The sequence below is a fragment of the Phocaeicola dorei genome (assembly GCF_013009555.1).
Taxonomy (GTDB): domain Bacteria; phylum Bacteroidota; class Bacteroidia; order Bacteroidales; family Bacteroidaceae; genus Phocaeicola; species Phocaeicola dorei.
Map to the genome: position 1 here is coordinate 1,378,920 of NZ_CP046176.1, position 19,006 is coordinate 1,397,925.

Genomic DNA, 19,006 nt, shown 5'->3' on the forward strand with positions numbered 1-19,006 from the left:
CCGTGAAGCATTTGCGGAATACTCAGAAAACTATGTGGTGATAGGCGGAGCAGCCTGTGACATCACCATGACCAATACCGTGGTGCGTCCACGCGCCACACACGACATCGACATGATAGTCATCGTAGAGAACATGACCGAGGCTTTCGCCAATCGCTTCTGGCAGTTTGTGCGGGAGGCTGGCTATCGACCTGAAAAGAGGAAACAGGAGGCTGGTGAGCCACCAAGGTATGAAATGTATCGTTTCCTTGATGGTAAAGACGGCTATCCCGAGATGATAGAACTGCTGTCACGCCACCCCGACGTGCTTGGAGAGCCAAAGGGATTTGTCATAGAACCTATCCCGACCGATGAAGATGTGTCGAGTCTTAGTGCCATCATCATGGACGATGATTACTATCACTTTACTATCGCACACAGCCAACTGACTGATGGCATACGCCATGCCAATTCCGCTGCCTTGATAGCACTGAAGGCAAGAGCCTACCTAAATCTCATGGCAGACAAGCGGGACGGCAAGCATGTGAACACCAAAGACATCAAGAAGCACCGTTCGGACATCCTGAAAAATGTGGTCATAATGACTGAGGACAACATTGAGGCTCCTGCTTCAATAGTGGCATGTATAAGGGAGTTTGTCGCCTCCATCAGAGCCGACTGGTCAACTCTCGCAGAACCATTGTCAAAGTCACTCGGTCAAGACGAGGCATTTGTGACCGGACTGTTAGATCAACTGGATGAATTGTTTATAGAAGCATGACCAATATGAAGATACAATACGCATCCGACCTGCATCTGGAGTTTGCCGACAATTGGCGGTATCTGAAAGCCCACCCCTTGGAGGTGACGGGCGACATACTGCTGCTTGCCGGCGACATCGGCTATCTCGGCGATGACAACTACTCCAAGCATCCCTTTTGGGACTGGGCATCGGAGAACTACAAGGAGGTGCATTGCTGCATGGGCAACCATGAGTTCTACAAATATTATGATGTGGCGACACTGCCCGACGGCTATCTCTTGGAGGTACGTCCCAATGTATTCAGCCACTACAACGGTATTGCGAGGATTGGCGACACCGACATCATCCTCTCCACCCTTTGGTCGAGGATTCCTTTGGAGGACGCTTACTTCACCGAGCAAGTGATAAGCGACTTCCGCCGTATATTATATAAAGGTGAGCTGATGACCCATGCCCAATTCAATGCTGAGCATGAACGTTGCCTCACCTTTATCAAGGATGCAGTGGCATATTCGCAAGCAGCCCATAAGATTGTTGTCACCCATCATGTACCATCGTTCCGTATGCTCCACCCAAAGTTTCAAGGCAGCAAGGCAAACGTGGCGTTCACCGTAGAGTTGGAGGACTATATCACCGATAGCGGCATAGACTATTGGATATACGGACATTCGCACACCAACATCGATGCCAGGATAGGCAACACCCAATGCTTGTCCAACCAGTTGGGCTATGTTTTCTCTAACGAACATCAGGACTTCTCCCATGGCAAGTACCTGACCATATAGCCATCCACATTTTTTTCATCCACCCTCTTTACAAGCTCTTCCCTATCGGAAGGGCTTTTTTTGTGCCTTTCGAGTTTGATTTTTGAGTATGATTGCGAGTGTAATCAAAATTAGAGTTAAGATTTGGCTCCGCGGAAAGTCATTTCGGTTTAAGATTGAAGAAAAGGTAGTTCCTTTGCATCGGCAATAAGCCAAACCATAGTAAAATCAAACTTGAAAATATGAAGTCATTTGTAATATTCGCCATTGTCGTGACCATAATCTATGTCATCTACTATACGGTCATCATCGTGCAGGATCTGTACGGAAAGCCCAAGGACGAGAAGTCACAGGGCGAGTCGTTTGATGTCAGTGACATGACCGACGAGGAAGAGTCGATAGCGGTCAGCGAGAGCGACGGTGGTTTCAGCGTAGGCGACAACCAATATGAGACAGCCTACGAGGAGAAGCAGCTTGCAGAGCCTACAGAGGAGGCAGCCGCCACTGCGGAAGAGAGCAAGCCTCATGTGCTTGAAAAGATACAAAGCGCAATCGAGAAGAAGATGGAGGAAGTGAATACCACCTATTCCGACCCCATGTATTCGGAAGAATTGAACAACACCATCATCGCCCGCGGTCTTCGTCACAATGGACGTGACATGGTCAAGGTGGAATCACTCAATAATGAGATATGATGTCAAAAACAAGAAGTGCATTTCTATCATTATATGCCGCTTTAACCCCAGCTCTGGCCAGTGCTAAGTGTGGCAACGTGGACTACAGCTGGGGAGCGGACGCACTTGCGAGTGCCCATGACTATGCCGTGACGATGATGCTCTATATCGTTTATCTGTGCTATGCAGTGGCGGGCATCGTGGTCATAGTCAGCGCCTTGCAGATATATATAAAGATGAATACGGGCGAAGAAGGAGTGAAGAAGAACATCATGATGCTGGTGGGAGCCTGCCTGTTCCTCATAGGAGCGACCATCGTCTTCCCCGCTTTCTTCGGTTATCAGATTTGAGATACAGGTGATACGAGATAAGATAACTCAAAGTGTAACAAATTAAAAGGTAAAAAGAATGTTTGAAAGGATTAACAAGAAGGTGAAGGGATTCTTCTCTTCACAGCGCATGAAAACGCTCGCCCTGATGTTGCTTGTCGGCACCACCGCAGCAATGGCACAGAACGCAGCCGGCGACTACTCGGCAGGAACGACCGCGCTTACCACAGTGACGGAGGAGATTGCCAAGTATGTACCTATCGTGGTGAAGCTCTGCTATGCCATTGCAGGTGTCGTTGCAATTGTCGGAGCCATAAGCGTTTACATCGCCATGAACAACGAGGAACAGGACGTGAAAAAGAAGATCATGATGGTCGTCGGCGCATGTATTTTCCTCATTGCAGCAGCCCAGGCACTGCCTCTGTTCTTCGGCATTGGAGGTTAAACGCAGCGTGAGATTGTGAGTATGTAGAACGTTAAAACACTGACAGTTATGGCAGATACAAAGCAAGAGCGTTTTCCGGATTATCCCATTTTCAAGGGACTGCAACGTCCATTGGAGTTCTTCGGGTTGCAGGGACGCTACATCTACTGGGCGGCAGCCACCGCAGGAGGAGCCGTTGCGGGTTTCATCCTCGGCTACTGCATCTTCGGTTTCGTGGCAGGACTCGTGCTGCTAGTCCTCGCCGTAGCTGTCGGTGGCGTTCTCATCGTCATGAAGCAGCGCAAGGGCTTGCACAGCAAGAAGAGTGACAACGGCATATTCATCTATGCCTATTCAAAGAAAGTGTAAAACAAAAAAGAGAATCCATTATGTCCAAGTGGAAAGCTATCAATGATTGTAAGTGAATGGAGGTGGGGGCATCACGCATGAGGGTGCGCCCGCCTTTTTGCGATTAAAAAAGAAAAAGAACAATGACCCTATACATCATACTCATATTCTCAGCCATCTGCGTGGGCATGGCCATCAGTGTCAAGGCATTCGGCACGGGAGGGAAGCGCAAGCGCATCTTCCAGGACATCTACTTCTCCATCGAGGAAGTGGATGGCATCGGCGTGCTCTATACCAAGACGGGCGAATACTCCGCTGTTCTGAAGATGGAGAACCCTGTGCAGAAGTATTCCGCCAACATCGAGGCCTACTATGAGTTCACCCACCTCTTCGCCGCCCTTGCCCAGACCTTGGGCGAAGGCTATGCGCTGCACAAGCAGGACGTGTTTGTGAGGAAGGCATTCAAGGAAGAGAACGGTGGAAATCATGAGTTCCTGAGCGAGAGTTACTTCCGCTATTTCAACGGCAGACCCTTTACCGACAGCGTCTGCTACCTCACCATCACACAGGAGAACAAGAAGAGCCGTCTGATGTCGTTCGACAACAAGAAATGGCGTGACTTCTTGGTGAAGATACGCAAGGTGCACGACCAGCTGAGGGATGCCGGCGTGAAGTCCCGATTCCTCGGCAAAACGGAAGCCTGCGAGTATGTGGACCGTTTCTTCTCCATGAACTTCCGTGACAAGGTGGTGTCGATGACCAACTTCAAGGTCGATGACGAGACCATCGGCATGGGGGACCGTAGCTGCAAGGTGTATAGCCTTGTGGATGTGGATTATGCCAACTTGCCGTCGGTCATCCGTCCCTACGCAAATATCGAGGTGAACAACACCAGTATGCCCGTTGATCTCGTGAGCATCGTCGATAGCGTGCCCGGAGCCGACTGCGTGGTGTTCAACCAGATGGTGTTCGTGCCCAACCAGAAGCGTGAGCTTGCCCTACTCGACAAGAAGAAAAACCGCCATGCCTCCATGCCCAACCCCAGCAACCTGATGGCTGTAGAGGACATCAAGCGTGTGCAGGAGGTGATAGCCCGTGAGAGCAAGCAGCTCGTCTATACCCACTACAACCTCGTGGTGGCAGTGAGCGGCGACACCGACATACAGAAATGCACCAACCATCTCGAAAACTCCTTCTCGCGCATGGGCATCCACATCAGCAAGCGGGCCTACAACCAGTTGGAGCTGTTCGTCAACTCTTTCCCCGGCAACTGCTATGGCATGAATGCCGACTACGACCGATTCCTCACCCTCGGCGATGCCGCCACCTGTCTGATGTACAAGGAGCGCATCGTGCATAATGAGGACACCCCGCTGAAGATATACTATACCGACCGCCAAGGTGTGCCCGTAGCCATCGACATCACAGGAAAGGAGGGAAAGGAGAAGCTGACCGACAACTCGAACTTTTTTTGTTTGGGTCCTTCGGGCAGCGGCAAGTCGTTCCACATGCATGTCATATGGACTAAAACGCATCGAAAAGAACTCCAAACAAAACTAACCTAAACGTCATAAATTGCTCATTTTCAATATATATTCATTAACATAACGCTCCAAACGCCTATTGCGAGTTCCATCCGTTTAGAGTAATTTTGTACCACGGTTGTACCATGGGCAGAGGGACACACGGTTCGTAATGAGGGTTCTTATTTCCTCTTATTTCCCCTTGTTTCCTCTTAAAAGTTTCCGTTAAGGACCATCCCCCATGAGTCACTACAAAATTCAAATAATAACGGTAAAAATGAATACAACAACTCGCATTCCAATCGTGCTGATGTCCGTTGAGGAAACAGCACAGGCAGTAAGCATCAGCGTCAAGACAGTACGCAGCCTTATTCGCCAAGGCAGACTCAGAGCCGTAAATTTGGGTACGCGCATGACAAGAATCTATTTACAAGACCTCCTTGAAATAGCCAAGGAACAAGGTTATCGGGTGGTTCTCCCTTCTTCCCTATCGTTGGAAGGGACAACTCCCAAGAAGGCACAAAGGTTGAAAGATGCCGAAACAGGTTCAGCCAACAAGTTGGCAAAGTGTCGCAAGACCCCCAAGGCTGGGGAGATAGCACCTGATGGAGTAAGCCACGACACCCATTACACGATGGCAGAGGTGTTGAGCACCTTTGATATTAAGTATGGCAGATTCTATGAAGTCCGCAACCGCTACCAACTACAATCAGTCCACGCATGGGGAACGACCTGCTTCAAGAAAGAAGATGTGGAGAGGGTCATCGGACTTTACAATGAAGAACAGGGAAAGAACATTTCCGATGACTGGTACACCTGCTTCGACATTATGAAGCTCTACGGATTGGGCAAGACACAGGTACGCAGATTTGCAGAAACTCATGGAGTGAGAATCCGTAAATTCAAAGGTGGAAGAGCCAACTACTATCTAAAAGCAGACTGGGAGGCTGCACGCAAGAAGGCAGAGAAACAAAGTGCTTCAACCAAGGCTAAGCGGAAGTGAAGCACAAACAAACTCATATACTACCCATGCCGTTGCAAATGGTCTGAAACAGCCTTCTTTGTCGGTCGAAACAAACCCACAACGCAGAGTAACGGATATAAGACAAAAAGCACTTCTGAAACCCTATTTAAGTCCGATTTTTAGCGTAAAATCATACTCAAAAGCAAATTCAGGTTAAATTCAGACAGTATTTGAAGCCATCATTACTTTTCTCTTTTCACGGCAATCTAACTTTGCATCGGATTTGAGAGTTAAAGCGTTGCAGCGAAGGCTATTCGCATCCACAGATACATATCATAAACAATAATACAATAGTAACAATATGACAAACATTTGTACAAAGGTCACCGTGCGGAGACGACCTATCAAGAACGGACAGACTTCCCTCTATCTGGATTTCTATCCACCAGTCCGCAACCCGAAGACAGGCAAGCTCTCACGCAGGGAGTACCTTGGTCTTTACATCTACACCAACCCAGTTGAACGCTTCCAGCAGGAGTATAACAAGAGTATGATTCAGAAAGCGGAAATCATCAAGTGCCGCAGGACTGAGTCCATCATCAATGAGGAATATGGCTTCCTCGACCGCAACAAGGGCAAGGAGAGTTTCTTGGAATACTTCAAGAACCTCATGATTGAACGTGGAAGCAGCCAGAACTGGGCAACAGCCTACATGCACTTCCACAACTACACGCATGGCGAGTGCCGCTTCTGTGACCTTACCGTTCAGTACTGCCAGGGCTTTCTCGACTACCTGTTGTCGGATGCCTGTATGCACAATGGCAAGCGCATGATGGGTACGACTGCCAACAACAACCTTACCAAGTTGAAGTGCATTCTTGCCATCGCATACGAAGACGGACTGCTCAAAGAGAACATAGCCAAGAAACTTGTGCGTGCCAAGGCTCATGGCAACAAGCGGCAGTTCCTCACCAAGGAAGAGTTGTTGCAGTTGTCTCAGACTCCTTGCAAGAGTGATGTCCTTCGCCGTGCAGGTCTCTTCTCCTGCCTCACTGGTCTTCGCCTCTCTGATTGCATCAGACTCCAGTGGGAGAACATCGTCAAGTTGGCTGATGGCGGCTGGGGAATGGACATTATCACAAAGAAGACGTCCACCGCTGCTATCCTCCCAATCAGTGAAGAGGCTCTGCAACTATGTGGTGAGCGAGGTACAGGACAGGTGTTCAAGAACCTCACGAACAGTACAGTGGCATTGTACCTCAAGCCGTGGATAAAGGCCTCTGGCATTGAGAAGCACATCACCTTCCACTGCTTCCGCCATACCTTCGCCACTTTGCAACTGGCAGAGGGAACAGACATCTACACCGTGAGCAAGCTGCTTACCCATAGCAATCTTGCCACTACACAGGTGTATGCCGATGTGGTGGACGAACTCAAACGTGATGCGGCAGAACGTATCTCGCTCAAAATGCCAACCAAAGCAGAGAGTGACCAGACATAAGTGAATAACAAAATCAGGATAACAAATGGAAGATAACAAATCACTATCGTTCGACCAACTGCCCAGTGCAGTTGGCGAACTTCTGACGAAGGTCAATACGATGATGACTCGTCTTGATGACATTGGTCAGAGAATAGGCAATGCTCCGAACGAGGATAACCATGTTCTTATGGACATCAGAGAGGCAAGTGCCTTTGTCCGAAAGAAGGTCTCATCGCTCTATGCTTACACATCCGAGAGGCGCATCCCTTTCTACAAGAGAGGCAACACGCTCTACTTCTTCAAAGACCAGCTGATAAAATGGATTGAGTCAGGCGGTTCTTGGGACAAGCCTTACGAACCGACCCAGGAGGAACAGGCAGACTTCGAGGCTCATCTGGCAATGTTGCAGAAGAGCAAGAAGAACAAGCCTTCCTCCATTAAGAGGGACAAGGATGAGAGATTACCCAATGGAGAAGAATGACATGATGGACAATAGAACCACGGAATCTACTTTTTTACGAAAGGGAAAAAGAATAAACATTCATTTTCTCTTTGCTGAGTAATCCGTTTCACTTATAACCAGTTTTTCAAGATGAGTAACCAAAGCATAAAATACGGAATCCTGCTGACCAAGGAGCAGCTCGATTTCTTGAAGGATGACAGGCAGGGCGTCCACCGCATGACCGCCTTCGACACTTTTGTATCTATGGCTTCCATCAAGCCAAGTGTTTATCAGAAGACAGGCTTCTCCGCTTCACTCTCCATCGGGCAGTTTGCCATCTCAACCGTTGAGTTGTCTGCCCTCTGGAAGTGTGACCGCAAGACAGCGGCAAAGGTGGTGGAACTGTTCAATCAGGTGGGTATTCTCTCAACCGAGAGGAACAACCGCACCTCCATTCATACGATACTCTGCATCGCCTTCTGGTACGTTGACGGCATCAAGGAAGCCATCAAGAACCCTTTCTATAACCGTCAAGCCGTGACTTCCGCCACCCAAGAGAAACCGGTGTCCGATGTCCCATCCGATACCGTTTACTCTTCGGGAGGCAATCTTTCCAATGGCACAGGGCAGCAGAAAGACAGCTGTGTCAATCCTGCCACTAATGACATTCAGCAGCCCCATGTTCATGCCCCTTATAATACTGCTTCCCCTTCCGTTAATCCATGTGTCATCGGGGACGGACTTTCAGATCTTTCTCCGATACCACAAGACTTCAAACAAAGGGAAGAGAAAGGTGATACCTATTTTGAGTATGAGGTTGGACAGCCGTCAGAAGATGATTACAACCAAGGCGGAGAGACTCCATCTGTTGAACTGCTGCCGCCTCCTGTCTATGATGACGAGGGCTGTCTCTTGCAGCCTCCAGGCGATGAGAGACTCTTTGAGGAGAACACGGAGCAGTAAGACGCACACAACTCCCCAAGGCACTCATGATGTCATTTCTCCTTTTCCCTTATTTCAACTATTGACTGTCCTGACAGACACGCTATCCAGGAGCCGCCACTTCTATTAGCCGTAGTTTTTTCGGAGGTCTAAACAAGAAGTACCAGTGTCAGACGGTTTCGCTTCGCCCACCGTTTCCTACTGGCATTCTTGAATGTTCGCAGGCTCACATTGGCTGTCCTGTTATATCAGAGTATAAACTTTATAATCCCCATCTATAATGGCAAAAGACAAGAATAACACCACGGAGAAGACCTCAAAGAAGAGACCTCCGAAGACCAGACACATTGACGTTCGTTTCACAGAAGAAGAATACAATGAGGTAGTGCATAATGCCCGATTGTCAGGCAGGAGCAAGAGCACCTATCTCCATGACTTAGGCATCGGACACAAACCTTCCCTACCCATGACCGAAGGGCAGGAGGAAGCCTTGAAGGGCTTAATCGGGGCAAGGTCTGAACTGGTTTATGTGCGCAATGCACTTCATGCCCTGCCACAGACTGAGAGACTGAAACTATTCAAGAGAGCTGACTTCATGGAGCGTTGGCTTCAAGGCATCAACACCCTGATAGAGGAACTGAGCCGCATTAGGGACAAATTCTTAGATATGTTATGATAGCAAAAGCATCAGCGATTCAGCATGGGCAGGCAATGACCAATTACGCAACCAAGAACAACCGTGCGGACATCGTCAAGACCAACCATCTTAGCGAGGGTCTGCCGCCTATGGGCATGTGGGACGAAATGGTGCTGCATCAGTCCATGTTCAAGCAGAGGTATGCCAAGAAGCCCATCGAACTGACGTCCATCCGCTTTGAGCTTTCACCATCTGAGGAAGAGGCACGCAACTGGACGATGGAAGACTGGAGGAGATTCCTTGACGAGTTCATCCGTGAGATGGATGGCATCTCCAAGGTGAACCACATCGGGAAGAAGAAGGGCAAGGCTGCAACTTTGGTCAAGCCTACCAACATAGCCAACTCGCAGTATTTCGCCGCCCTTCACCGTGACTCCAAGAGTGGTATTCCCCACCTGCATCTGGTGGTGAACCGCATCGACATGGATGGCAATCTCAATGATGTGAAGTTCATTGGTGAGCGTGCCGTGATGGCTGCGAAAGCCGTCAATCAGCATCATGGATGGAAGGATGCCATGGAAATTCGTCAGGAGCGTATTGCAGAGGTGACCAAAGCATGTATGGATGTGCTGCGCTCAATGCCGTTCTTTGACTGGGATGAATATGCCGAACGGTTGAAGGCAAAGGGATATGACATCGAGCTTATCCGTGACAAGACTGGTCAAGGCAGGGTGCGTGGCTATCGCTTCAAGTTCGGCAGAACGACCATCAAGGCATCAGAACTTGGTGTAGGCAGGAATCTCACAGCATCGAAAATCGGGAATACCTTCCGTAAACTGCACCCACAGACAACCCCTGTTGCAGTTGGTCAAAGACCTTCGTCACCTGTTCCAAACGCTACTACATTGGACAGCAGAAACACGGCAATGCCAAGTGGTAAGTCCCGAACAGTCGATGATGGCAAACATGTCCTTCCAGCCAGATTGAGGAAGATTATTGAAGTCGATGGCGAGCGTTTCAACATAGTCATGCCAAGAACTGCATACGACACGATGAACGGTTGTATCGAAGTACCTGAGAATGGATCTGCAAGCCACAATGACATTCTAAATGTGGCGATGCTGCTCTTCATGGACTACCTTGATGCTGCCACATCGATGTCTGAGTCCTGTGGTGGCGGTGGCAGTCCTGGCAGTGGTTGGGGACGTGATAAGGACGATGATGACCGTGAATGGGCAAGACGCTGCGCAATGCAAGCAAACACACTCTGCAAGCCGATAAAGAGAGGCATGAGACGATAACTTTTCAGACAAGAACGGTATGGGAAGAAACAAGAAAGATGCCACACAGGATGTGCTCAACCTGTACAATCAGATGCAGGAGGACGAGAACATCGAGAGTGGCAAGGACGAAATCAAGGTAACTCTGGAGGAGATAGAAACCGCCAAGAAAGCGCTCAATGAGGCAAAGGAAGAACTGTACAATGTCTATCGGAGGTTGGAATCAACGAAAGTGGCACTTATGGCTGCCCACAGAAGCACAGACAACATCGTTGATGGAATCTGCCATGCCATAGTCAAAGCTGAACAAAGCAACCTCAAAGTTGGCATCAACGATGAAGGACTTGCCCAGTTGGACGAGCGGAACAACAACGCCATTTCTGCCTTCAAGCAAGCTCTTGACGAGCACGAGAAGCGGATAAATGACCTGTTCGCTCACCAGCAGAAGGAACTCAAACGAATCCGCAATATCGAGGAAGGTGCTTACTTCAACGGACGTACCTACGCATGGATGTTCGGCTTCGCTTTTGTGGCATGGGCAATAATCTTCATGGAAATAACTCTTTGGATATGTATCAAACTGGTTTAGTAAACACAAATTTATACCATTATGACAGACAACGAATATAGCAAGACAAGGGAAGCAGCAGCCGAAGCCCTTATCCATTGGGCGAAAACGGGCTGGCAACAGTTCACCATGCGTGACGCAGTAAACAACTATCTGGAGGCAAGCGGTGCAAACCGCCCCTCCATAGGTGGTGAAGAAGCCATCCTTGCACGCAGAAAAATAGCAGCCAACCGACTGGCGATTGACTGCATATATGCTTTGTCCAAAGAGGAACTGTCCAAGGTGGATAGGGAACTGGACGAAATAGTGGGCGACATGCCGAGGCAAGATATTGGGAGGACAAGGTAATATGCGAAACACATACTTAATTTTCAAGTGTCCCATTATGGGCACTCTTTTTTGTTAAGCAGCATTTTAAAGTCAGATAAAACAGTATTACAAATCAGATAAGTACTTGCGATAATTGACCTCATAATCCTTTCTTTTCCAGTTGATGTATATGCCTGTCCGAACTGTAATATGCCCAAGAATGATGCATGCGTATGCATTGATGTCCACTTATATAAAGATGAAGTATTTTGTAGTTCTGGAAGAATTTTTAAACCATCTGCAAAATGTATATCGTCTATTCTCGTTATTCTATTATTTTCTTTTACGAAAACAAATCCTTTTAGATTATCTCCGTTGTATTCCAAGATTTTCTTAATGTCATTTTTAACTTCTGTTGAAATATCCAAGTTTGAAAGAAGCGTATTAACATCATTCCTTAATTTTGTAATATCCTCTTTCTCTTGTTTCTGTTTCTGTAAAAATTTATCTGGAATATCGCACATATTTTGTCGACAAGCAAGACCTCTAATCTTCCATATTGCAAGCAATATCGTCATTTCCTCTCTCGTTTCAGGTAATACAAAGAAACAGCGCAATATGAAACATAGCTCATACATGGTTCGCACCAGAGGTAGCATCGATGAGAAGTCTATTATTCGACATGTTCCTTTGATGAGACAAACACCTTCCGTCATTGATAGGATGGTTTTAGCCTTCAAGCATATCATTTGGACGATGCATTGCGCAATCATGAAAGCTTCAGGGATATTATTATTCTGCAGCTCCCAATCTTGCCTTGCATTATCGACAGTTTGAAATGCATCAGCACATATTTTTTCTATCTCTTTTTTAAGATACATTTCTTCTTTAACTGAGTCCACTGTTGTTATGAGGTAAAAATATCTGAAAAATTATCAATTTATAACAATATAGAAAAGCATACTTACTAACGTGAATTACAAATAGCTCTCCTAACATTTTCGTAACCAATCTTGGGGTATTTAGATTTGTTTTGCCTTATCCCAATTTGTTTTGCTACGTACTTATTTACTTCTGGAAGAGTCTTGATATACTCAGCATCCTCACAAATAAAATACCCAGGTGCTCTTAACATGTACTCCCTAATTCCGAAGCCAAGAATGCCTTCAAGTTCTATTAAACGAGATAGACAAATGATGTCATGGTTATAGGCTTCACATAGTATCTCTTTTACCTTGTAAAGCATATTTTCATTATGAGCACGTTTTAGATAGAAATCAACGTTCTCTCTCAACAATGTGTCCGAGTTAAATTCTTCGTCGTAATACATATCTTCTCTTACAAAGCAAATTCGATAGCACAATCTTTAATCCATTGTATTGTTTCATCCTTTGCATTTATTTTATGCGCGAAATGAAGCATGAGTTTCACAAACTCGTTAATTGAGAAGTTGCGTTTTATAGAATATATCCGCATCTTGGCATAATCTTCAATGGAGATAACTGTACAGTAAAAACCCTGCTTGCCAAGTTCTGCAGCAGTTTCAAATACATTATCTCTATCAAAATTGACTTTACGACCAAAAATGAAAAGACTCTTCTCAATTTTACTTGATGCAAATTTATGAATCGCATGCTCAACATCTTCTTTAGTAAAGTCCTTATCCTTAACTTCTATAGATGATAGCAATTTATCAGAAGAAGTAAATACATCAATATCTCCCACTTCCTTAGAGGAAGAGCCGCTTTCATTAACTTTATGAGGAACCACTTTATTTGCACCTTCGTAGTATAGATGCTCCAAAGCAGACACAACCAATGGACATATTTCTCCTTCAAATGATTGCCTTGTGAGGTCAATGATATAATCCAATGTGGTTTGTGGTAATTCAGCCTGTGGTATATCCAAGTCAGGAAGTGTGTACTTATCTGCTTCTTCTTTAGATATTTGAGCAATGTTATAAATGGCAGAAGAAAGATATAAAAAGGCAGACTTTGAGGATTTGATTGAAGAAAGTATTCTTATGACTATTTTCAATATCTCCATATCATTACCTCTTCTAACAGCATTATCTTCTGATAATCTTGTAAACCTGGCTGGCTTATTAAGGAAAGGTTCATTTGAACCTCCAATGCTATTAGGATAGTACTCTCGTTCAAATGGAACAATCACTTTATGACATAGACTTCTGGCATCATATGCGCCTTCAGAATCGTCACCAGCTTGAAGGCTAAGAGCATCTATGTCCGCATTTGTGCTTTTTGCCAATAGTGCTGTTATAAGAATGTATCGATATGTCTTATGAGAACCACGAAGAACTTTTTCTATCAGTTCTCCTGTCGTATCTTTTACTTTTTTGCGATTCTTTTTGGCTCTTAATAAGACCTTTTGTGCAGCTTCTGTTTCTATTCTTCTCATGTGTTAATCAAATAAACTTGTTTTGGGTAAATAAACAACTTCCTCGTTTCCATTCAACACGTTAATAACCATGCTTACTACTGCCTGGGCAAGGTTGCAAGGCACGGCATTACCAATTTGAGTGTATTTTGATGACTGTGGGCCACAGAAGTTATAGTCAATTGGAAATGTTTGTAATAGTGCTGCTTCCTCAACAGTCATTCTACGCAAGAAAGATGGAGCTTCTTTATATTCTGCTGAGGATGGATCAGACAAAACTTTCTTATGATAGCCCTTTATCCAAGCTTCACAATTTTCATAAAGTTCCTTTTCGTCAATGACAGGTGTTTTGTTTCCACCCATCGATGCTGGGAGTGTTGCGCTATATCCATCTATACGGGTTGGGCGACCTAAACCGTTAAATAGCATACCTGCATATGGAGATTTGCGCAAAACAGGATTAAGGCACAATGTAATCTTTGCCTTGCATACACCTTTGTTATTCCCTGTTCCCGCTTTATCCAATACAGACAAGGTTTCCCTAACCGTAGGGGCTTTGTGGCGATACTTCAATATCATTTTTTCCCAATTGGGTTTTTTGTGTTCATCGCCTCTTATACCTACTACAAATATCCTTTCTCTTGCTTGTGGAACGTTATAATCTGTAGCATTAAGAACCATAAAATTGACGGAATAACCCAAGGAACGCAATTTTTCCAATAATGCTTCTCTTATTTTTTCCCATTTCTTTAGAGTTCCTAACGCCTTAACGTTTTCCATTATGAAAGCACGAGGTCTTGTAAATTCAATGACCTTCGCATATGACCATATCAACTGACTTCTCTTGTCATCGACATCCATTTTTCCAGCAACAGAAAAGCCTTGACAAGGAGGCCCCCCAATAACCAAATCGGGATTATCAACCTTGCCAATCTCATCAAACAGAGTGTTGATGTCTCCTTGAATAATATGGTCTCCTATATTCTCTTTGTATGTAAGACAAGCCTCCTTCATCATGTCATTAGCAAAAACGACATGAGCTCCAGCCTTGATGGCTCCGATGTCTAAGCCACCTGCTCCAGAGAACAAAGATATTGTTCTTATGTTATTGAAATTATTCTGTTCTTTTATTGTCATATTTTAATTATTCATTTATGTCATTAATCAAATCTTTAGGGCTAACAGAAAGAACTTTTGCAACTTGAAGCAATTGTTCTAAAGACGGTTGTGCCTTATTTTGCACCCATCGACTAACCGTTATCTCTGATTTGCCAACATGTTCAGCCAACCAACGATTGGTTTTATTCTGTTCAGCCAAAGCAACTCTTATCCTATTTATGGAATGTCCTGCCATATCTATTGAATTTTGGGTGCAAATATAACAAAAAAAGTTGATAGTTTATCGTTATTTGATAAATATTTATATTTTTGTAGGTAGTTTTTCTGGATTTCGCCTATAACTTCAACCAAATCTATAATATGGTTATTCATTTTTGCAAGAGCAAAACATTATCCTTCCATACTATAAAATGCAACTCTTATTGAACCTGCATACTATTTATTATTGTTGTTGCCGCCGAATTATTAACCTGCATTGTCTATCAGCAATATATGCTGACTGAGATACAACCAAGGTACAAGACATCCATTTTCGCCCTATGTTGAAGCCACAAACAAGGCTCTCTCACCCCTCCTTTTCTTTTTCGATTGTCTCACTCTTTATGGCTGATGAAAGTGGGACTTTTCATCAAAAATGCGCTCTTTGGATAGCAACCAGCCAAAATTGCCCAATTTTTTTCATAAATAATCTTAAAACTGCTTTTTGCCCCTGTCATAGTTTTTTCTCTTTGTCGAGTGCCTTGAACTATAGTTTTTCGCCTGTTCAAAATTTGTACCGTTTTGAATTTATTGTTTTTAAGAAAGTATTGTGGCTCAACGTGTTAGGATAAGTAAAAAGGCTTCCACATGAACAGCGTGGTGCGTCAGTTGTGGGAGCAGAACACCGACATCGTCATGGTCGATACGGGTAACTCGTATGAGGGACTCTGCGAGTATGTGGGCGGCAAGTACATCGCCTATACGGAGGACAAGCCCATCACCATGAACCCCTTCAACATCAGCAAGCGGGAGCTGAACATTGAGAAGATAGACTTCCTGAAGAACCTGATACTGCTGATATGGAAAGGCTCGGAGACGCAGATACCCGAACTGGAGTTCCGTGTCGTGGAGCAGTTGGTGACGGAGTATTACGATTTCTATTTCAACGGTGTGCAGCCCTATCCTTCCTCACAGAAGGAGACACTGAGAAAAAACCTCTCCACCATGGAGAAGCGGCGCGGCACGGAGCTGACGCAGATACACGACAAGGTGGAGAAACTCATCAAGGGACTGGAGGAACGGCGCATGGCATTGAGCGTGAAGACCCTCTCCTTCGACTCATTCTATGAGTTCGCCTGTGAGCGTCTCGACCAGATCTGCATCGAGAACAACATCACCACCATCGACTGCGACAACTTCGCCTATATGCTCCAAAACTTCTACCGTGGCGGCAAGTACGACAAGATTCTCAACGAGAACGTGGATAGCACCTTGTTCGACGAGACCTTCATCGTCTTCGAGGTGGATGCCATCAAGGAGAACAAGCAGCTCTTCCCCATCGTGACGCTCATCATCATGGACGTGTTCCTGCAGAAGATGCGCCTGAAGAAGAACCGCAAGTGCCTTGTCATCGAGGAGGCATGGAAAGCCATCGCCTCGCCGCTGATGGCCGAGTACATCAAGTACCTCTGTGCGCCCGTAAAGATTGCATCGTAAATATCTCTTTGGCAAGAGATTAGGAACGTGTTCTTTGAAAATAACCTATCATCAGCCGACTTATCTGTTTCGGGAAAACTTAACCGAGCAGGGAGTGTAGCATGTCGGAAAAGTCATAAGTCAGTTAGTTACCAAACTGCGACTGAATGGCGAGATGAAAAGATAGATATGAGGATAAAGTCCGAATTGATTGAACGATAGTCTGAGTGGTCCCCCTTGAGGCTATGGCGTAAGGTAACTATCAACCGCCATATCGTGATACTACTTCAGTGAATAGGTATGAATGTAGCAAGAACTTATCACGACACAACCGCAGTAAGCGAGTAAAGGACGGAAGTCGTATCCGACAATCTATCATGCCAACAGTTACGATGTGATAAACGGGGATTACCTATCCCGAAGTGCCGAAAGGCTATTAGGTTCGACCTATGAAAATTCGGAGTGGTAACGGAGCTTCCATAGTAGTTTGAGCAAGGTAACGCCTTGTACATGGCGAAGGGAAGCAGCTAATTATTAATACAATTAACGGAAAATGTGAGAGACATTATGAGAAGTCCAGAAAGAGTATTAAACAGTCTATCAGAACACAGTAAGGATGCAAGCTATAAGTTTGAACGTCTTTACAGAATTTTGTTCAATGAGGAAATGTTCTATGTTGCCTATCAGCGTATTTACGCTAAAGAAGGTAACATGACTAAAGGTTCGGACGGTCAGACCATTGACAACATGAGCCTGAAACGAATTGAAAAGTTGATTGATACGTTAAAAGACGAAACGTATCAACCCCAACCGTCAAAGAGAGTGTACATACCGAAGAAAAACGGTAAGAAAAGACCTCTTGGCGTGCCGACTTTCAATGACAAGTTGATACAGGAAGTGGTAAGAATGGTATTGGAAGCCATATACGAGGGAAGTTTTGAATATACCTCGCATGGGTTTCGTCCCAATCGAAGCTGCCATACTGCATTAACTCATATCCAAAAGGAGTTTAGCGGTGCAAAATGGTTTGTAGAGGGAGATATAAAAGGCTTCTTTGACAATATAAACCATGATGTATTGATAAACATTCTCTCGGAGCGCATTGCGGATGAACGATTCATCCGACTGATACGCAAGTTTTTGAAAGCTGGATATGTCGAGGAGTGGCAATTCCACAATACTTACAGTGGCACACCGCAAGGGGGTATCATCAGCCCGATATTGGCTAATATATACCTTGACAAGCTGGATAAGTATATAAAGGAATACATAGCCAAATTCGACAAAGGGAAGAAACGAAGATTCAGTAGAGAAAGTATGGACTTTGGCAATGCAAGAAAACGTATTGTGCGAAAATTGAAATCCGTAAAAGATGAAAGGCAAAGGACAAAGCTAATCCTTGAACTGAAAGCAATAGAAAAAGGACGGGCTAAATATCCCAACGGCGAAGAAATGGACGCCGATTACAGAAGAATGAAATATGCAAGATATGCAGATGATTTTCTTGTGGGAATTATCGGAAGCAAGCAAGATGCACAACAGATAAAGGAAGATATTAAAAACTTCCTTGCTGATAAACTGGCATTGGAGCTGTCCGATGAAAAGACACTTGTCACTCACACGGAAAGACCAGCCAAATTTCTCGGATATGAAATCACTGTAAGAAAGTCCAACGACCAAAAAAGGGATAAACGGGGTAGATTAAGAAGAACCTATGGTAAAAGGGTCTGCTTAAATGTCAGTATGGAAACTGTCCGTAAAAAACTTTTCAATTTGGGAGTCTTAGAACTGACAAACCGTAACGGAAAGGAAATATGGAAACCGAAATGTAAATCGGGACTGATATTCAATGATGACCTTGAAATCCTTGATAGTTATAATCGAGAAATCGTGGGTTTCTATAACTATTACTCCATAGCCAACAACTGCGCCCATGCCTTGAATAATTTCAAGTACATCATGGAATACAGCATGTACAAAACGTTTGCAGGCAAATATAAATGCCGTACACGTGAGGTAAACAAAAAATATCGTAAGAACGGTAGGTTTATCATAAAACACATGACTAAAACAGGTGTAAAGGAAAGATTCTTTTACGATGGTGGCTTCAAACGAAAGAAACCCACCTATAAATCGGAATGTGACACTATGCCACGAACAATTTATACTGCGGGACGGACAAGTCTTGTTGAAAGGCTGAAAGCCCGTGAGTGTGAACTATGTGGAGCGACAGACGACCTTGTTATGCACCATGTAAGGAAGCTAAAGAACTTGCAGGGAAAGGAAAGCTGGGAACGACACATGATTGCCCGCAAACGCAAGACGATTGCAGTGTGCAGGAGTTGTCATAAGAAGATACATGACGGAAAGATAGACTGAAATTAGTG

Annotated in this window: 20 protein-coding genes and 2 pseudogenes; 17 read left to right on the forward strand and 5 right to left on the reverse strand. The window is 45.1% G+C overall.

What is annotated here, in order from left to right; all coding sequences use genetic code 11:
• Window positions 1-79: 79 nt before the first annotated feature.
• The 15 genes and pseudogenes from GKD17_RS05380 (at window position 80) to GKD17_RS05450 (ending at window position 11,468) form a co-directional block, all read left to right on the forward strand.
• Window positions 80-760, forward strand: a complete 681-nt coding sequence (locus GKD17_RS05380) for a hypothetical protein (protein ID WP_225710357.1) — start codon at window positions 80-82, stop codon at window positions 758-760.
• Complete coding sequence (locus GKD17_RS05385; RefSeq protein ID WP_007837351.1) at window positions 757-1,527, forward strand: metallophosphoesterase; 771 nt, start codon at window positions 757-759, stop codon at window positions 1,525-1,527. Before GKD17_RS05380 ends, GKD17_RS05385 begins: the two co-directional genes overlap by 4 nt.
• Before the next feature lie 221 nt (window positions 1,528-1,748).
• Window positions 1,749-2,201, forward strand: coding sequence for a hypothetical protein (locus GKD17_RS05390; protein ID WP_005812857.1), 453 nt, complete (start codon window positions 1,749-1,751; stop codon window positions 2,199-2,201).
• A complete protein-coding gene (locus GKD17_RS05395) occupies window positions 2,198-2,530 on the forward strand; it encodes a DUF4134 domain-containing protein (RefSeq protein WP_005812854.1) in 333 nt (110 codons plus the stop codon). Before GKD17_RS05390 ends, GKD17_RS05395 begins: the two co-directional genes overlap by 4 nt.
• Before the next feature lie 58 nt (window positions 2,531-2,588).
• Window positions 2,589-2,954 carry a DUF4134 domain-containing protein gene (locus GKD17_RS05400; protein ID WP_007837354.1) on the forward strand — a complete coding sequence of 122 codons (366 nt, stop codon included), beginning with the start codon at window positions 2,589-2,591 and terminating at the stop codon, window positions 2,952-2,954.
• Window positions 2,955-3,002: 48 nt separating this feature from the next.
• On the forward strand, window positions 3,003-3,302 hold the full coding sequence (locus GKD17_RS05405; protein WP_005816074.1) for a DUF4133 domain-containing protein: 300 nt from the start codon (window positions 3,003-3,005) through the stop codon (window positions 3,300-3,302).
• A 122-nt stretch (window positions 3,303-3,424) separates the two neighbouring features.
• Window positions 3,425-4,822, forward strand: a pseudogene (locus GKD17_RS05410) (TraG/VirB4 family ATPase); the annotation flags it as partial.
• 259 nt (window positions 4,823-5,081) lie between these two features.
• Window positions 5,082-5,807, forward strand: coding sequence for a helix-turn-helix domain-containing protein (locus GKD17_RS05415; RefSeq protein ID WP_050764898.1), 726 nt, complete (start codon window positions 5,082-5,084; stop codon window positions 5,805-5,807).
• Between the two features lie 322 nt (window positions 5,808-6,129).
• Complete coding sequence (locus tag GKD17_RS05420; RefSeq protein ID WP_032936483.1) at window positions 6,130-7,269, forward strand: site-specific integrase; 1,140 nt, start codon at window positions 6,130-6,132, stop codon at window positions 7,267-7,269.
• A 169-nt stretch (window positions 7,270-7,438) separates the two neighbouring features.
• Window positions 7,439-7,732 carry a helix-turn-helix domain-containing protein gene (locus GKD17_RS05425; RefSeq protein ID WP_235778246.1) on the forward strand — a complete coding sequence of 98 codons (294 nt, stop codon included), beginning with the start codon at window positions 7,439-7,441 and terminating at the stop codon, window positions 7,730-7,732.
• A 111-nt stretch (window positions 7,733-7,843) separates the two neighbouring features.
• Window positions 7,844-8,656, forward strand: a complete 813-nt coding sequence (locus tag GKD17_RS05430) for a hypothetical protein (protein ID WP_007837366.1) — start codon at window positions 7,844-7,846, stop codon at window positions 8,654-8,656.
• Between the two features lie 259 nt (window positions 8,657-8,915).
• A complete protein-coding gene (locus GKD17_RS05435; protein WP_007837368.1) occupies window positions 8,916-9,311 on the forward strand; it encodes a plasmid mobilization protein in 396 nt (131 codons plus the stop codon).
• Window positions 9,308-10,573 carry a relaxase/mobilization nuclease domain-containing protein gene (locus tag GKD17_RS05440; RefSeq protein WP_007837369.1) on the forward strand — a complete coding sequence of 422 codons (1,266 nt, stop codon included), beginning with the start codon at window positions 9,308-9,310 and terminating at the stop codon, window positions 10,571-10,573. The genes GKD17_RS05435 and GKD17_RS05440 overlap by 4 nt, the downstream gene beginning before the upstream one ends.
• A gap of 19 nt (window positions 10,574-10,592) precedes the next feature.
• The gene (locus GKD17_RS05445) at window positions 10,593-11,141 is read left to right on the forward strand and encodes a hypothetical protein (RefSeq protein WP_007837371.1); all 549 of its coding nucleotides are present in this window, start codon (window positions 10,593-10,595) and stop codon (window positions 11,139-11,141) included.
• 21 nt (window positions 11,142-11,162) lie between these two features.
• Window positions 11,163-11,468: a hypothetical protein gene (locus GKD17_RS05450; protein WP_007837373.1), complete on the forward strand. Its 306-nt coding sequence runs from the start codon at window positions 11,163-11,165 to the stop codon at window positions 11,466-11,468.
• A gap of 35 nt (window positions 11,469-11,503) precedes the next feature.
• On the opposite strand, the gene GKD17_RS05455 is transcribed toward GKD17_RS05450, so the two are convergent.
• The 5 genes from GKD17_RS05455 to GKD17_RS05475 all read right to left on the reverse strand — a co-directional run bounded on the left by GKD17_RS05455 (window position 11,504) and on the right by GKD17_RS05475 (window position 15,180).
• Window positions 11,504-12,331: a DUF5677 domain-containing protein gene (locus GKD17_RS05455; RefSeq protein ID WP_007837375.1), complete on the reverse strand. Its 828-nt coding sequence runs from the start codon at window positions 12,329-12,331 to the stop codon at window positions 11,504-11,506.
• A gap of 65 nt (window positions 12,332-12,396) precedes the next feature.
• A complete protein-coding gene (locus tag GKD17_RS05460) occupies window positions 12,397-12,759 on the reverse strand; it encodes a hypothetical protein (protein ID WP_007837381.1) in 363 nt (120 codons plus the stop codon).
• A gap of 8 nt (window positions 12,760-12,767) precedes the next feature.
• Window positions 12,768-13,847, reverse strand: a complete 1,080-nt coding sequence (locus tag GKD17_RS05465; RefSeq protein ID WP_007837383.1) for a restriction endonuclease, SacI family — start codon at window positions 13,845-13,847, stop codon at window positions 12,768-12,770.
• Between the two features lie 3 nt (window positions 13,848-13,850).
• On the reverse strand, window positions 13,851-14,963 hold the full coding sequence (locus tag GKD17_RS05470; RefSeq protein WP_007837385.1) for a DNA cytosine methyltransferase: 1,113 nt from the start codon (window positions 14,961-14,963) through the stop codon (window positions 13,851-13,853).
• 7 nt (window positions 14,964-14,970) lie between these two features.
• Window positions 14,971-15,180, reverse strand: a complete 210-nt coding sequence (locus GKD17_RS05475) for a helix-turn-helix transcriptional regulator (protein WP_007837387.1) — start codon at window positions 15,178-15,180, stop codon at window positions 14,971-14,973.
• A 599-nt stretch (window positions 15,181-15,779) separates the two neighbouring features.
• Between GKD17_RS05475 and GKD17_RS05480 the strand changes: the two are divergent.
• Window positions 15,780-16,613: pseudogene (locus GKD17_RS05480) on the forward strand (TraG/VirB4 family ATPase); the annotation flags it as partial.
• Between the two features lie 573 nt (window positions 16,614-17,186).
• Window positions 17,187-18,998, forward strand: coding sequence for a reverse transcriptase/maturase family protein (locus GKD17_RS05485; RefSeq protein WP_007839225.1), 1,812 nt, complete (start codon window positions 17,187-17,189; stop codon window positions 18,996-18,998).
• Window positions 18,999-19,006: the final 8 nt, after the last annotated feature.

Bases quoted from the DNA above. Each gene is read 5' to 3' on its own strand.
- GKD17_RS05385 (WP_007837351.1), top strand. From the start codon at position 757: ATGACCAATATGAAGATACAATACGCATCCGACCTGCATCTGGAGTTT.
- GKD17_RS05390 (WP_005812857.1), top strand. From the start codon at position 1,749: ATGAAGTCATTTGTAATATTCGCCATTGTCGTGACCATAATCTATGTC.
- GKD17_RS05395 (WP_005812854.1), top strand. From the start codon at position 2,198: ATGATGTCAAAAACAAGAAGTGCATTTCTATCATTATATGCCGCTTTA.
- GKD17_RS05400 (WP_007837354.1), top strand. From the start codon at position 2,589: ATGTTTGAAAGGATTAACAAGAAGGTGAAGGGATTCTTCTCTTCACAG.
- GKD17_RS05405 (WP_005816074.1), top strand. From the start codon at position 3,003: ATGGCAGATACAAAGCAAGAGCGTTTTCCGGATTATCCCATTTTCAAG.
- GKD17_RS05415 (WP_050764898.1), top strand. From the start codon at position 5,082: ATGAATACAACAACTCGCATTCCAATCGTGCTGATGTCCGTTGAGGAA.
- GKD17_RS05420 (WP_032936483.1), top strand. From the start codon at position 6,130: ATGACAAACATTTGTACAAAGGTCACCGTGCGGAGACGACCTATCAAG.
- GKD17_RS05425 (WP_235778246.1), top strand. From the start codon at position 7,439: ATGGACATCAGAGAGGCAAGTGCCTTTGTCCGAAAGAAGGTCTCATCG.
- GKD17_RS05430 (WP_007837366.1), top strand. From the start codon at position 7,844: ATGAGTAACCAAAGCATAAAATACGGAATCCTGCTGACCAAGGAGCAG.
- GKD17_RS05435 (WP_007837368.1), top strand. From the start codon at position 8,916: ATGGCAAAAGACAAGAATAACACCACGGAGAAGACCTCAAAGAAGAGA.
- GKD17_RS05440 (WP_007837369.1), top strand. From the start codon at position 9,308: ATGATAGCAAAAGCATCAGCGATTCAGCATGGGCAGGCAATGACCAAT.
- GKD17_RS05445 (WP_007837371.1), top strand. From the start codon at position 10,593: ATGGGAAGAAACAAGAAAGATGCCACACAGGATGTGCTCAACCTGTAC.
- GKD17_RS05450 (WP_007837373.1), top strand. From the start codon at position 11,163: ATGACAGACAACGAATATAGCAAGACAAGGGAAGCAGCAGCCGAAGCC.
- GKD17_RS05460 (WP_007837381.1), bottom strand. From the start codon at position 12,759: ATGTATTACGACGAAGAATTTAACTCGGACACATTGTTGAGAGAGAAC.
- GKD17_RS05465 (WP_007837383.1), bottom strand. From the start codon at position 13,847: ATGAGAAGAATAGAAACAGAAGCTGCACAAAAGGTCTTATTAAGAGCC.
- GKD17_RS05470 (WP_007837385.1), bottom strand. From the start codon at position 14,963: ATGACAATAAAAGAACAGAATAATTTCAATAACATAAGAACAATATCT.
- GKD17_RS05475 (WP_007837387.1), bottom strand. From the start codon at position 15,180: ATGGCAGGACATTCCATAAATAGGATAAGAGTTGCTTTGGCTGAACAG.
- GKD17_RS05485 (WP_007839225.1), top strand. From the start codon at position 17,187: ATGAGAAGTCCAGAAAGAGTATTAAACAGTCTATCAGAACACAGTAAG.